Here is a 13,697-nt window from a genome sequence, read left to right as displayed (position 1 = left end):
TATCGCGTTTAAAAGAGGCCATAGGCCTCTTTTTTGTTTTATAGGGCAATGATATTTCTGAATATTGGGACTTTAAGCCAATTACGCCTTGGTTGCCTTTTGCTTTAGGCTACTGAATAATCTAGAGCAGCATTTATGCAGCTCACACACACTGCGCGCCAATAATTATAATAATCCAGCAGGATAGCGGAACGATGAAATTCACTCGCATGTTAACTACAAAATTGACCAGTTTTTGGTTGATGTCGTTGGCCGCAATCGCCTTCGTGTTTTTGCTCAGCGCTATAATGGGCTTTGTGCAACTCACTTATAAATTTCAGCAGCAAAAAGTCACCGAACTCGAGTCTATGCTCATTGAGCAGTATGAGATGCAGGCCGATTGGGAACTCGAATCCTGGTTACCCCCTATGTTGCTGGCTTACAATGCCGTGGAATTTCATTTAACTAAGCAGGGTGAAACCCTGTTCGTCTATCAGGGTAACGTCTCGACCCGTAATGCCATGGTCTATAGCCATCTGCTCGATGCTAAAACCGGCCTCAGCATGGTGTTGGTGTTGCCTCAACCCTTTGAGCATTACAGTATTAGCTGGTATGAGATGTTAATTCTGGTGATTGGTCTAGCGGCTGTGTTGGCGCTGGTGCGCTTTGGTCATATCTGGTTTTCACAGCAATTAGAAGGCATTGAGGAACTCGCGCAGCGCAGCCGGCTCATCCTACAGGGAAAACATGAACAGGCTTTGGCAACGCCAGGAACTGGTAAACCCCGACTCATCAATAGAGCGCTGACTAAACTGTTAGAAGAGTTGCAGGATGCTCACAAGGAGCGGGGGCGCTTCGATAAGTTTATTCGTTCCAATACTTTTCTCGATGCGCAAACACGGATTGGCAATCGTCTCTTTTTAAATAATCGCCTCAGTGCCTTAAGCCTTGATCAGGGTATGTTATCCCACGGGGTGATTTATCTGTTGGAGCTTGACGATCTCGACTTACTGCAGCAAACAAAGGGTGAGCAGGCGGTTGATGTTCTGCTTAATTCTACCGTCGAAGCCATTAATCAGATACTGCAGAGTTTTAGTAACCATATTTTTGCTCGCCGCTCCCATAACCAATTTGCGATTGTGGTTCCCCATGTTTCGCTGATTGAGGCCGATCAACTTGCGAGTAAACTTTTGAAGGTCTGTTTAAGTCAGCCATTGGCGGATGATGTTGAAAATAAGCATAATTTTTATCATTTAGGCGGCGCTTACTTTACCGCAGGCGATAATGCCAACCAATTGCTCGAAGAGGCTGATATGGCACTTCGCGCCGCCCAGCTGCAGGGAACCAGCAATTGGTTTATGTACGACAAGGGCTCAATCGATGAGGAATTTTCCAAGGGCTCGGTTCGTTGGCGTAGTTTCCTTGAAAATGCATTAGTGCAGCGACGCTTTTTCCCTTTTAGTCAACCGATTATCGACTCAGATGGGGTGGAGCATCATAAGGAAATTTTTACTCGTGCGCGGGACAATCAGGGCGCGTTGATTCGTGCGACTCAGTTTATTCCCATGGCCAACAAATGCGGTCTTATGCCGCAGGTTGAGCGGCAGATGATCGAGCGTGTTTTGCAATTACTTGGGCGTGAACAAGCCACAAATCAGGTCTATAGTGTTAACTTGAGTCTCGACACTTTATTAAGTCGCGCTTTTATTCAATGGCTTAAAACCACCTTGCTCGAATATCGCCATTTGACACCCAAGCTGATTTTTGAGGTGTCTGAAGACATAGTGATCCAGCATCAGGATAAACTGCGACCTAAGCTCGATATGATCCGCAAAATGGGCGCGCGTCTGTGTGTCGACCATGTGGGTCAGCAAGTCGTCGGAACCTATTACATCCGCGAATGCCATTTTGACATGATCAAACTACATCGTTCCATCGTGAGGCAGATTCATCTGCGGCCAGCGAACCAATTATTTATTCGCAGTTTGATTGGTGGTTTGTACCGCACAGAGGTGAAAGTGTGTGCCGAAGGGGTCGAATTATTTGAAGAATGGCAGACGCTGAAAATTTTAGGTGTAGGAATGGCTCAAGGGCGTTTCTTCAGCGATCCTATCGAAACCACCTAATACAAAAAATGAGTGACACTCTGTGATCACTGTGGGAGATTGGACATAATCGCCTTATTTTTCTATAAAATTCACATGTTAGTGGCTAAACTAGCCAGTGCCAAAATTATGACAGGTGCAATGGCAGGAGTGTAATTCTGATACTTTCGTTGCGTAGTTTAAGGCAAACACTGCGCGCGGGCTTATGACGCAAGTGTTTACTTCATCGGATTATAGGCATTTTATGGATAATGAATTGATAGCTAAGTTAGCCTTTTGGCGCCCTAAAGCCTCGTCGGCCACCTTAGGCGTCTATCTCTGTGCCGATAAGCTTTGGGTCTATATCCCTGAAACTCCCGCCCAACGTGAACAGTGGCAGTCATTTGAACTGGCTCAAGACAATTGGCATGACGCCTTCGCGCCACTTGCACGTCATTTTCCCCAAGCGAAGCTACAACTCCTTTTGGCCCATGGCCGTTATCAACTGCTGGTCGCCGATAAACCCAGTGTCGACGAGGCTGAACTTGCTCAGGCATTAATTTGGTCGATCAAGGACATGGTTACTATTCCGGTGCCGCAAATCCATTTGGATTACTTCGAATCACCATTGCCTAGCAATAAGGTGAATGTGGTAGTTGTCGAAAAAGACAAGTTAATGAAGCTGGTTCAAGCCATTAATGAGCTTGGGCTCAGTATTCTTGGGATTAGCATCGAAGAGTTAGCCATGACTAACCTGTTTATCGATGATGCTCAGGCACGATTGGTGGTCAGCCATAATCCTGGCAGCGAACTCATGCTGACAGTAGTAAAAGAAGGGCAGCTCTATATGCAGCGCCGAGTGCGTGGCTTCACCGAATTGAATAAGGCCGAAGTTGATGAGCTTAATTATGGTTTAGCCGATAATTTAAGCTTAGAAATTCAGCGCTCTATGGACTATTTTGAGAGTCAACTACGCCAGCCTCCCGTGGCTTCCATTGAGCTATTGACTGACGGCGCAACCGAGGCCTTAGCTAAGCTAGTATCGGCTAACTTTAATCAGTCCGTTAACGTGATTGAGAAAAACTCCGTGGGTGCGCGGATGGCAGGCCTAGCCTTTAGTGAACTTTCACGAGGTGCCCAGTGATTAAATCGAGAGTTAATTTATATTCTGCCGCGTTACTCCCTCCTAAGCAGAGCTTAACTTTCGCTAAACTCGGCAGTTATGCTGCGGCTTTAGTGGTGTTATCCCTAGCATTGGGCGCGTTTAGCTATTGGGAACTCCTGCAATCGCAACAGGCACTGCAAAGCGCAAATCAAACCAAACAACAACTCGAAAAAGAAAAGGCCGATTTAGTTGCTCAGATTAGCGCCCGTAAACCCGATGCAGAATTGGTGTCTAGGGTAGAGCTTGAGGCACAGCAGCTAGAACTAAAACAATTGTTAATGGGTGAACTTGCGGTGCGGGCCAAGCTCACTAGTCGCGGTTTTGCGCCGGTTCTCAAAGATTTAGCCAAAGTTTCCGATGCTTCGGTTTGGCTAAATCATATTATGATTAACGAGCAGCATTTTATGTTCGAGGGTTTTGCTGAGCATCCACAGTATATCCCCCAATGGGTGGGCAAATTAAAAACCACCACAACCCTCAAGGGGCAGGCATTTTCCTCAATGACCATGGACCGTGGTGACGATAAGCCCTTGGCCTTCACGCTGACCAGCGAGACCCCTAAGAGTAAGGAGCCTGCTCGATGAAGGAACGATGGAAACTCCTAGGGCAGAAATTTGATGCCTTAAGCCAGCGCGAACGGTTAATGATAAGCATAGCCACCATAGGTGTTTTGGCGACCTTAGCCTATCTTCCGATGGAGTCGTTATGGAAGTCGCACACCCAAGCTGCGCAGCAGCTTAAAACCGTGACAATGGAAAACGGCATTTCGCAGCAGCAGATTGAAATGTATCAACAGCGTCTGGCGATGGATCCTAACCATGACTATCAACAGCGGCTGACTAAGTTACTCAAGCAAAATCAGGATATTGATGCCAAGCTTAACGAGCTGATGGTTGATATGGTACCTGCGGACTATATGCCTGAATTATTGAGTCATTTACTCTCGCAGACCCAAGGCATTAAGTTAGTTAAATTCACGTCTATTGCCCCTGTGCCCCTGCTCGAAGTGGGTGAGGATAAAAAACTTAATCTCTACAGCCATGGGATCAGTATGGCTTTAGAGGGGGATTATTTCTCCGTGCTGCGCTTTGTCGAGGCGATCGAAGCCATGCCCGACAAACTTTATTGGAAAAAACTCGACTATAAAGTGGCCGACTATCCAAAGGGTAAGATAGATATCGAGCTTTATACCTTGAGCATCAATAGGGACTTTATCAGTGTTGCTAAATAAGTCTTATCTTTTCATCGCATTGCTAGGGCTGAGCACTCAGGTTGCGGCAGAGAGCTTACGTGACCCAACGTTGCCGGGGAAGGGCGTTGCGGGCGCTGGAGCTTCATCTTCAAATCGTCAGCAGGCCTTAGTGCTGCAAAGTATTGTCAATTCCGGTAGCTCAGCCTATGCGGTTATCAACAATAAGATTTTGTCCGTGGGCGACAGTATTCAAGGGGTAAAAGTGGTGCGCATTACCTCTACAGCAGTGTCGCTTTCAGACGGTCGAAAATTAGCTTTATTTAAAGCAATTACAGAGTGATAGGGAAAACAACTCAAATGACAGCCTTCAAATACATCACGCCTTTGCTCTCGATTTGCTTGGTTGCTTGTCAGACGTCAGATAGGCCCCAGCCAGAAGCATCAAAGGAAGCCTTAACCGCTTCGATGCAAACGACTGCGCCTGCTATGGTGCCACCGCCACCGACTATGCCTGCCGATGTTCAGCGCGAACTCAATGCCAATGCGTTAACGTCAGGATTAAGCCCATCAATGGAGACTGAGCGTCGTTTCGATGTGTCAGCCCGCGATGTGGATGCTAAAGTGTTTTTCCCAAGCCTAGTGCAAGGCACGCCATTCAGTGTGGCGATGCACCCAGAGGTGCAGGGTAAGATTTCACTGTCACTTAAAGGGGTGACCCTAAGCGAAGCCATTCAAGTGGTTGAAGATATTTACGGCTATGAAGTGAGCCGTGAAGGACGTGTGTTGCGCGTTTTCCCAGCAGGGCTGCGTACCGAGACATTTCCGCTGAATTACCTCTATATGGAGCGCGACGGACTGTCGTTAACCTCTGTCAGTTCGGGCCGGATCTCGGACAACAATAACAACTCGAATAACAGCAATTCGAATAGCAATTCCAATAACAGTAACTTTGGCAATAACAGCTCGAATAATGGCAGTAACGGCAACAATAACAGTAATGACAGTACCAATGGCACCTTTATTCGTTCACGCACCAAAACCGATTTTTGGGGTGATTTAAAAGAGACGCTCGCCGCTATTATTGGTGATTCTGGCGATGGACGTCAGGTGGTGGTGACGCCGCAGGCAGGCTTAGTGACAGTCCGTGCCTATCCTAATGAACTGCGTCAGGTTCGCAGTTTCTTAAACTCAGCCGAAACCCATCTACAGCGGCAGGTGATTTTGGAAGCCAAGATCCTCGAAGTCACCTTATCCGACGGTTATCAGCAGGGAATTCAGTGGGATAACGTATTAGGTAGTGCCTTTGCCAATGGCAATACTAAGGTTAATTTTGGTACAGCTGCAGGCCCAGGTCTGAGCGATACCATCACCACTGCAATCGGTGGAGTAACGTCTTTAAGCATCACAGGTTCTGACTTTGCTACCATGATTAATCTGCTCGATACTCAGGGCGATGTGGATGTGCTATCGAGCCCAAGGGTGACGGCATCGAATAACCAAAAGGCAGTGATTAAGGTGGGTACCGATGAGTACTTCGTGACCGATGTGTCTTCAACTACAGTTGCGGCAACTACCACAGTGACGACGCCTCAGGTGGAGTTAACGCCTTTCTTCTCGGGCATTGCGCTCGATGTTACCCCGCAAATCGATGAGGACGGCAATGTGTTACTGCACGTGCATCCTTCTGTTATTGATGTAAAAGAGCAAACCAAAGACATCAAGGTCAGTAGCGAAACCTTAGAACTGCCACTGGCACAGAGTGAGATCCGTGAGTCGGATACCGTAATCCGTGCCGCTTCGGGCGATGTGGTGGTGATAGGCGGTCTAATGAAGAGTGAAAGCACAGAAGTGATTTCACAGGTGCCACTGTTAGGTTCTATTCCGCTGGTGGGTGAACTGTTTAAGAATCGCAGTCAGGCAATGAAAAAAACCGAACTGGTGATTTTGCTCAAGCCCACTGTTGTCGGTAATGATACTTGGCGCAATGAGTTAGAGCGTTCAAAGGCTTTACTCGACCGTTGGTACCCAGAGAATAAGTAAACGTTCATGTACTTAAATCATTTTGGTTTAAGCCAAGCCCCGTTTTCATTAACGCCGAATACCGGATTTTTTTTCGGGTTATGGCCACATGTCGAGGCTTTGCAGGTACTGCAAACAGCGTTGCAGACTGGGGAAGGCTTTATCAAGGTCACAGGTGAAGTTGGCACGGGTAAAACCTTGATTTGTCGTAAGCTGATTAATGAGCTGCCCCCAGGGTTTAATTGTGCGTATTTACCCAATCCCTATTTAAGTCCAACAGAATTACGTTGGGCGGTCGCAAACGAATTAGGACTTAAGTATTCCTCTGACATCGACCAGCAGCAGTTAACTGGGCTGATTCAGCAACAGCTATTGGCCTTAAGTGCCCATGGACATTCTATTGTATTAGTGCTCGATGAAGCGCAGGCTTTGCCCGATGAGAGCCTAGAGGCGTTAAGGTTATTCACAAATCTTGAAACCGAAAATCGTAAGTTGCTCCAAGTAGTGCTATTTGGTCAGCCCGAGCTTGATGAAAGGTTAAAACTCCCATCTTTTCGCCAGCTAAGGCAACGCATCACCTTTAGTTATAACTTAAGACCCCTTACTTGGGATGAAACCGACGCCTATATCTGTTACCGCCTAGCGGTTGCTGGCTGTGCTGGTGCACCGCTGTTTAGCCCAAAGCTAACCCGTAAAATAGCCGATGCATCAAGGGGGATCCCAAGATTAATCAATATCTTGTCCCACAAAGCATTAATGCTCAGTTTTGGCGAAGGGTCAAGCCATGTTAATGCTGCCCATGTCAAAGGTGCCATCCTAGATACTGAAGATGCCTGCAATCAAACGCCGTTTAGATGGTCAACCTATGTGGCTATTGCACTGATGACCCTGACAGCCATGTTTGTCGCCTTGGCGATGTGGGGCGAAGATTTACGCTTGCTGTGGGGTAATAGCGTATGAGTGTTATCAATAAGATGCTGCAGGATCTAGATAAACGTCAGCATGAACATGCCGTCGCTAATATTTCCCCTCAGCAGGTGCAGTATTTTGGTCGCACCACAAGTTCGCGTAAATGGTTACCTATGAGTTTGGCATCTCTGTTTCTTGGTGGTTTATCTGTTTATGCTTTTCAAAATGCAAACATGGAACGAGTAGAGAGTGCATCGGCTGTGGCCGTAGATGCTCTTAAAATCGCGAAAGAGACTGAAGTCGTTATAGAAAATAGCCTTAATGGTGACGCTGACATAACGGTTCAAACTCAGGAGCGCGTTTCTTCAAATTATCCGCAAGCAGTCCCAGACAATACCGTAGCGCAGCAAGTCACTCCTCAAGCTGAATCTAAGGTTGCGGTCAGCGCTGCCACTGAGAACAACGCGCCAGAAAGCACTGCAAATGAAGCTTATGCATCTGTACCCAATGCAAATGATGTAAAAGTCGCCCAAGTGACATCGAGTCAGCCTTCTGTGATTGATTCGGTCAACGTCGAACTCAAGCCAGCTGCAGTGCCTAAGCAAGACGCTAAGTTAGCAGCTAACACAGAAGTTAACACAGAAGCTAAGTCTGAGACTAAGAGTGAACCTATCAAAGCGGCCACCCAAATGGCGGTTACCGAGGTCAAACTTTCGCCTAGCCAGTTAGCCCAAAAGCAAGTAACGCTTGCCATAAATGCTCAAAATTCGGGGAAAGCAAAAAAAGCCATCGACCATTTCAATAAAGCGTTAAGCCTTGATGCCAGTTTGCACGAAACGAGAAAACAACTGGCTGCGCTTTACTATGGCGAGGGACAGTTAACTGAGGCGCAAAGGGTGCTGGAGCAGGGGCGATTACTTTATCCGCAGGAATATGAATTTGCGTTGTTATTGGCTCGCACTCAGCAGGAGAGTGGACAGACAGAGCTAGCCTTGGCGAGCCTTTCGCAAATTCCCGATAGCCATGAACTTGCGCGCCAAAAATGGCTTGCCCAGAGCGACTTAGCCCAAAAGCAGGGGCAATTTTCACTGGTGGAGCGGGCCTATCGTAATTTATTACAGCAGGAACCAAGACAGGGAAAATGGTGGATGGGGTTAGCCTATGCGCTAGATTCCCAGCAGCAGTACGCCAAGGCGAGTCAAGCTTATCGCAGTGCGCTTAGCCATGAAGGGCTTTCTGCCCAAGCCACGGCCTTCATTGAACAAAGATTACACCAACTAGGGGATAGCCAATGAAACCCAGATTAAAAATGCGTTTAGGCGATCTGTTAGTTCAAGAAGCGATCATCACTGAAGAACAGCTACAGCAGGCGTTAACCGATCAGCGTAGGACGGGACATAAGCTTGGGCGGACGCTCATCGATTTACAGTCGATTACCGAACATCAACTACTGCAATTTTTGTCGCAACAGCTAAACCTGCCACTGTTGGATATTAGTAAAAGACCGATTTCCGCCGAAGTAGTGCAATTAATTCCCGAGGTGCAGGCGCGGCGTTTTCGCGCCCTGGCGGTTGAAGTCAATGGCGACAGTATTCTGGTGGCCATGAGCGACCCTGCAGACTTGCAGGCGCTCGATAATCTCGAAGTGCTGGTGGCGCCGAAAAAACTCACCCTAGCAGTTGCGCCCGAGCAGCAATTGATGCAGGCCTTCGATAACCTGTATCGTCGCACCGATCAAATCGCCCAAATTGCGGGTAAGCTGGAAGAAGAGTACGCCGCCGATCAGATGTTCGATTTGGCAAGCCTTACCTCGGCCGACAGCGATAACGAAACCACGGTCGTTAAGTTACTGCAATCTATTTTCGAGGATGCGGTGCAAATGCGCGCCTCGGATATTCATATTGAGCCTGGCGAGAAAGTGCTGCGCATTCGTCAGCGTATCGACGGTCAGCTACACGAGACCACGCTCAATGAGGTCAATATTGCCGCTGCTTTGGTACTGCGCCTTAAGTTAATGGCGGGGCTCGATATTTCTGAGAAACGTTTGCCGCAGGATGGTCGTTTCCATATGGAAATTAAAGGCCATAAGATCGATGTGCGGATCTCGACCATGCCGATTTACCACGGTGAATCCGTGGTAATGCGTCTGTTGGATCAATCGGCGGGCCTACTTACACTTAATGAAACAGGGATGCCGCCACATATCCTTGAGCGCATTCGCAAACAGATTAAACGACCCCACGGCATGCTGTTAGTCACTGGGCCAACGGGTAGCGGTAAAACCACCACGCTTTACGGAATCCTCAGTGAGTTAAATACCGCCGATCGCAAGATTATTACCGTAGAAGATCCGGTGGAATACCAATTACCGCGGATCAACCAAGTACAAGTTAACCATAAGATTGGCCTAGATTTTTCAAATGTATTGCGTACCACTTTACGTCAAGACCCCGACATCATCATGGTGGGGGAGATGCGGGACCAAGAAACCGTCGAGATTGGTTTAAGGGGCGCATTAACGGGTCACTTTGTTCTTTCGACCCTGCATACCAACGATGCGGTGACCAGTGCACTGCGTCTACTCGATATGGGGGCGGCGAGCTACTTAGTGGCGAGTGCCTTGAGGGTGATTATTGCCCAGCGACTGGTACGTCGGGTATGCCATAACTGCGGCGCGGATTATCAACCAACGCCTTCAGAAATGGCTTGGCTTAGCAGCGTGAGTCGCATCGATTTCTCGACGGCTAAATTTCGTAAGGGTTATGGCTGTCAGAGCTGCAACGGCAGTGGTTACCGTGGCCGAGTGGGGATATTCGAAATTCTCGAGCTTGATGAGAAAATGATTGATGCGATGCGCACCGGCAACCCACAGGATTTTGCTCGCGCAGCAATCCAAAGCCCTAATTTTACCCCACTTGCTGCATCTGCCCTGCAATATTTAGCTGAGGGTATGACGACCATTGAAGAGGTGGCTAAGCTTGTTGAAGATGTGAGTGAATCGCAGGTGCCGTTATCTAAGGATATCCTAAGCCTACAGGACAATGAGGCGTAATTATGCCGGTTTATCAGTACCGAGGACGTAGTGGACAAGGTCAGGCCGTAACGGGGCAGCTCGATGCGGCCTCCGAGAGTGCGGCCGCCGATACTCTGCTTTCCCGTGGCATTATTCCCCTTGAGGTTAAGGTTGCCAAGGAAACCCAATCCTTTTCATTGTCACAGTTGTTCGTCCGTAAAGTCGCCCTCGATGAGCTGCAAATCTTTACGCGGCAAATGTATTCTTTAACTCGCTCTGGTATTCCTATCCTGAGAGCGATTGCGGGGCTGTCGGAAACCTCTCATTCCCAGCGGATGAAGGATGCGCTTGACGATATTTCCGAGCAATTAACCGCAGGTAGACCCTTGTCATCGGCCATGAACCAACATCCCGATGTATTCGATTCATTGTTTGTCTCTATGGTGCATGTGGGGGAGAACACCGGTCGATTGGAGGACGCCTTTATCCAGCTATCGGGTTATATCGAGCGAGAGCAGGAAACCCGTCGCAGGATTAAGGCGGCGATGCGTTACCCTATCTTTGTGTTAATTGCGATAGCCATTGCGATGGTGATTTTGAACATTATGGTTATCCCTAAATTTGCGGATATGTTCTCTCGGTTTGGTGCTGATTTGCCTTGGGCAACGAAGATCTTGATTGGTACCTCGAGTCTGTTTGTGAACTACTGGCCGCTGATGCTTGTGGTATTAATAGGTTCGATTATAGGAGTGCGTGCTTGGCATCAAACCGAGAAAGGCGAAAAACAGTGGGATAAGTGGAAGCTGCATATCCCCGCGGTGGGCTCCATTATCGAGCGTTCGACGTTATCGCGATATTGCCGCAGTTTTTCGATGATGTTAGGTGCGGGTGTGCCTATGACACAGGCGCTGAGTCTAGTCGCCGATGCAGTAGATAATGCCTACATGCACGACAAGATTGTCGGTATGCGCCGCGGGATTGAGTCGGGCGAATCCATGCTTCGGGTATCGAATCAAAGCCAGCTATTTACCCCCTTAGTGTTGCAAATGGTGGCTGTAGGTGAAGAGACTGGCCAGATTGATCAATTATTGAATGATGCTGCGGATTTTTATGAGGGAGAAGTGGACTATGACCTCAAAAACCTCACCGCCAAATTAGAGCCTATTCTTATTGGGATTGTCGCCGTGGTGGTATTAATCCTCGCATTGGGCATTTATCTGCCTATGTGGGATATGCTGAATGTGGTCAAGGGCGGCAAATAACGTAGCGTTAAGTGGGCGTCGATGACCCAAAAGGAAAGTCAGTAGATGCAGAGCCAGCAAAAGGCCGATAGTGATCTCTTAAGAATATTTGGGCGTATGGTGACAATCACTGTGCTGCTGTTAATGTTGGCGTTTATTGGCGTGAAGTATTTCTCGGCGGTGCCACAAATGGCGGCTAGAAATATGGAACTTGAACATACGCGTCTGCTTAATGTGCTGACGATGGTGCGTTCGCAATGGTTATCCTTAGGTAAGCCACAGCAAATGGCGCTGGATTGGGAACAGTTTGCTGAGTCAAGTGTTGAGGCGCCATCTTTAGTCCCTTTTAATCGTTTAGGCTGGCCACAGCCTAAATCGATGGATTCAGAGGGGTGCCAGGTACTTTGGCAGCAACTTATGGGTGGCGAAATGAAGCGTGGCGCGCCAATCGCAGAGTATTATTCGAATGAAAACAGCTGTGTATTTCGGGTTGAGTCCAAGGATAAGATCAGCTATCAACTGGATACAGGTAGGGCAATTTTGCTTAAATATTCCTTAAATAGTGTTAACTAGTAGACGTTTTTATAATCAATTTGCTGTTAGAATAAATCGGGTTGGATAGGGAGAAGCTGATGAAAAGTAAGATAAAAGGATTTTCATTGATCGAGCTCGTTATCGTGATCGTCATATTGGGTCTCTTAGCGGCGACAGCGATTCCACGGTTTTTAAATGTCACTGACGATGCCGAAGATGCGAGTGTAGACGGCGTTGCTGGGGGCTTATCGACTGCTGTTAGCTTTGTTCGTTCACAGTGGGAAGTCGATGGTCGTCAAAATAGCACTGTGATTTTAGATGGAAGCTCGGTTTCCCTTGACCCCCGCTTTGGTTTTCCAACGGGAATCGGTGCAACCGATGCGACGGCAATGTCAGATGCGAGTTGTCAGCAAGTATTCAGTACTATCCTACAAAATGCCCCGCGAAATGTACTCTATACTGAGGATGCGCGTAATCAACGTTATACCGTAAGGGTAATTGATGGTGCGGGCGGAAGTGCCATTGCTATTTCAGGGGCCACAGTAGCAGGTTTAGATTTGTGTGTTTACCATCAGGTTGCTTCACTGGTGATAGACCAAACATCAGGGGTACCAACACCGGCGCCGGATCTGTCGACTTCGGGGGCTAAAGGGGTGATTTATAATCCTGGTACAGGCAGAGTGTTAAGCTTTACCCAAACACCATTTACCCCATAATAGTTTAAAAAATTTTATTTTATTTTTGCAATTAGTCACTTATTTTATAAACAGCTAAAATGATTTAGTTCTCACGTAAAAGGTAATTTTTTATGAAAAGACAACAGGGCTTTACCTTAATTGAGTTAGTCGTAGTGATCATTATCCTAGGTATTCTTGCTGTCACAGCGGCACCTAAGTTTATTAACCTGCAAAGCGATGCTCGGGCATCGACATTGCAAGGATTAAAAGCTTCTATCCAAGGTGCAAACTCTCTAGTGTATTCAAAGGCTGCATTAGCAGGCGTAGAAAAAACTGCTGTAACAACAGTAGATATTGCCGGTACAACGGATACTGGGGATGATGTTGGGATCCGTTATGGTTATATGGATGCAACTCTTGCTGCGTTAGAAGCTGGTATGGATATTCAATTTGATGCTGGAAATAGTCCAACTGCATCAGGAACTAATGAATGGATTATTCTCGCCGATGGCGCAAATAATACAGCAACAATTTGGCAACGTGGTGCGCCTGCAGATACATCTTCCACAGTAAGTTGTAAATTAGTTTACGAACCTGCTGAAGACGGGGTATTGCCAACGATTACAGTAACAGACACTGGTTGCTAGAAATTACTTACTAAAAGGCCTGCCTAGCAGGCCTTTTTTTTAACTGAGGATAATAAATACAATAGCTTGAATTAAACGCGACTATGCGAATAAGCATTTGCCTTCATCGCGACTATGGCAGACACTGAACCTAGAACCTAGAACCTAGAACCTAGAACCTAGAACCTAGAACCTAGAACCTAGAACCTAGAACCTAGAACCTAGAACCTAGAACCTAGAACCTAGAACCTAGAACCT

At 47.4% G+C, this 13,697-nt stretch carries 13 protein-coding genes; all 13 read left to right on the top strand.

The window, feature by feature from the left end; translation table 11 throughout:
- Positions 1 to 194: 194 nt before the first annotated feature.
- The gene (gene csrD / locus K0H61_RS15500) at positions 195 to 2,105 is read left to right on the top strand and encodes an RNase E specificity factor CsrD (RefSeq protein WP_220050375.1); all 1,911 of its coding nucleotides are present in this window, start codon (positions 195 to 197) and stop codon (positions 2,103 to 2,105) included.
- A gap of 223 nt (positions 2,106 to 2,328) precedes the next feature.
- Positions 2,329 to 3,207, top strand: a complete 879-nt coding sequence (locus tag K0H61_RS15495; protein ID WP_220050374.1) for a type IV pilus biogenesis protein PilM — start codon at positions 2,329 to 2,331, stop codon at positions 3,205 to 3,207.
- Positions 3,204 to 3,812 (top strand): PilN domain-containing protein, encoded by a 609-nt coding sequence (locus K0H61_RS15490; RefSeq protein WP_220050373.1) that lies wholly within the window; start codon positions 3,204 to 3,206, stop codon positions 3,810 to 3,812. Before K0H61_RS15495 ends, K0H61_RS15490 begins: the two co-directional genes overlap by 4 nt.
- Entirely contained in the window at positions 3,809 to 4,459 is a 651-nt protein-coding gene (locus tag K0H61_RS15485) for an MSHA biogenesis protein MshJ (RefSeq protein ID WP_220050372.1), read from the top strand. Before K0H61_RS15490 ends, K0H61_RS15485 begins: the two co-directional genes overlap by 4 nt.
- Positions 4,446 to 4,760 carry an MSHA biogenesis protein MshK gene (locus tag K0H61_RS15480; RefSeq protein ID WP_220050371.1) on the top strand — a complete coding sequence of 105 codons (315 nt, stop codon included), beginning with the start codon at positions 4,446 to 4,448 and terminating at the stop codon, positions 4,758 to 4,760. Before K0H61_RS15485 ends, K0H61_RS15480 begins: the two co-directional genes overlap by 14 nt.
- 17 nt (positions 4,761 to 4,777) lie before the next feature.
- Positions 4,778 to 6,460, top strand: coding sequence for a pilus (MSHA type) biogenesis protein MshL (gene mshL / locus K0H61_RS15475; protein ID WP_220050370.1), 1,683 nt, complete (start codon positions 4,778 to 4,780; stop codon positions 6,458 to 6,460).
- A 6-nt stretch (positions 6,461 to 6,466) separates the two neighbouring features.
- On the top strand, positions 6,467 to 7,399 hold the full coding sequence (locus K0H61_RS15470) for an ExeA family protein (protein ID WP_220050369.1): 933 nt from the start codon (positions 6,467 to 6,469) through the stop codon (positions 7,397 to 7,399).
- Entirely contained in the window at positions 7,396 to 8,643 is a 1,248-nt protein-coding gene (locus tag K0H61_RS15465; RefSeq protein WP_220050368.1) for a tetratricopeptide repeat protein, read from the top strand. Before K0H61_RS15470 ends, K0H61_RS15465 begins: the two co-directional genes overlap by 4 nt.
- Positions 8,640 to 10,400, top strand: a complete 1,761-nt coding sequence (locus K0H61_RS15460; protein ID WP_220050367.1) for a GspE/PulE family protein — start codon at positions 8,640 to 8,642, stop codon at positions 10,398 to 10,400. Before K0H61_RS15465 ends, K0H61_RS15460 begins: the two co-directional genes overlap by 4 nt.
- Before the next feature lie 2 nt (positions 10,401 to 10,402).
- The gene (locus K0H61_RS15455) at positions 10,403 to 11,623 is read left to right on the top strand and encodes a type II secretion system F family protein (protein WP_220050366.1); all 1,221 of its coding nucleotides are present in this window, start codon (positions 10,403 to 10,405) and stop codon (positions 11,621 to 11,623) included.
- 45 nt (positions 11,624 to 11,668) lie between these two features.
- Positions 11,669 to 12,175 carry an MSHA biogenesis protein MshF gene (locus tag K0H61_RS15450; RefSeq protein WP_220050365.1) on the top strand — a complete coding sequence of 169 codons (507 nt, stop codon included), beginning with the start codon at positions 11,669 to 11,671 and terminating at the stop codon, positions 12,173 to 12,175.
- A 59-nt stretch (positions 12,176 to 12,234) separates the two neighbouring features.
- Positions 12,235 to 12,852: a pilus assembly FimT family protein gene (locus K0H61_RS15445; protein WP_220050364.1), complete on the top strand. Its 618-nt coding sequence runs from the start codon at positions 12,235 to 12,237 to the stop codon at positions 12,850 to 12,852.
- 92 nt (positions 12,853 to 12,944) lie between these two features.
- Complete coding sequence (locus tag K0H61_RS15440) at positions 12,945 to 13,460, top strand: type II secretion system protein (RefSeq protein WP_220050363.1); 516 nt, start codon at positions 12,945 to 12,947, stop codon at positions 13,458 to 13,460.
- Positions 13,461 to 13,697 lie beyond the last annotated feature (237 nt).

Source organism: Shewanella acanthi, assembly GCF_019457475.1.
Lineage (GTDB): Bacteria > Pseudomonadota > Gammaproteobacteria > Enterobacterales > Shewanellaceae > Shewanella > Shewanella acanthi.
This window is presented reverse-complemented; position numbering and strand designations above follow the sequence as displayed.

Bases quoted from the DNA above. Each gene is read 5' to 3' on its own strand.
- csrD (WP_220050375.1), top strand. From the start codon at position 195: ATGAAATTCACTCGCATGTTAACTACAAAATTGACCAGTTTTTGGTTG.
- K0H61_RS15495 (WP_220050374.1), top strand. From the start codon at position 2,329: ATGGATAATGAATTGATAGCTAAGTTAGCCTTTTGGCGCCCTAAAGCC.
- K0H61_RS15485 (WP_220050372.1), top strand. From the start codon at position 3,809: ATGAAGGAACGATGGAAACTCCTAGGGCAGAAATTTGATGCCTTAAGC.
- mshL (WP_220050370.1), top strand. From the start codon at position 4,778: ATGACAGCCTTCAAATACATCACGCCTTTGCTCTCGATTTGCTTGGTT.
- K0H61_RS15470 (WP_220050369.1), top strand. From the start codon at position 6,467: ATGTACTTAAATCATTTTGGTTTAAGCCAAGCCCCGTTTTCATTAACG.
- K0H61_RS15465 (WP_220050368.1), top strand. From the start codon at position 7,396: ATGAGTGTTATCAATAAGATGCTGCAGGATCTAGATAAACGTCAGCAT.
- K0H61_RS15460 (WP_220050367.1), top strand. From the start codon at position 8,640: ATGAAACCCAGATTAAAAATGCGTTTAGGCGATCTGTTAGTTCAAGAA.
- K0H61_RS15455 (WP_220050366.1), top strand. From the start codon at position 10,403: ATGCCGGTTTATCAGTACCGAGGACGTAGTGGACAAGGTCAGGCCGTA.
- K0H61_RS15450 (WP_220050365.1), top strand. From the start codon at position 11,669: ATGCAGAGCCAGCAAAAGGCCGATAGTGATCTCTTAAGAATATTTGGG.
- K0H61_RS15445 (WP_220050364.1), top strand. From the start codon at position 12,235: ATGAAAAGTAAGATAAAAGGATTTTCATTGATCGAGCTCGTTATCGTG.
- K0H61_RS15440 (WP_220050363.1), top strand. From the start codon at position 12,945: ATGAAAAGACAACAGGGCTTTACCTTAATTGAGTTAGTCGTAGTGATC.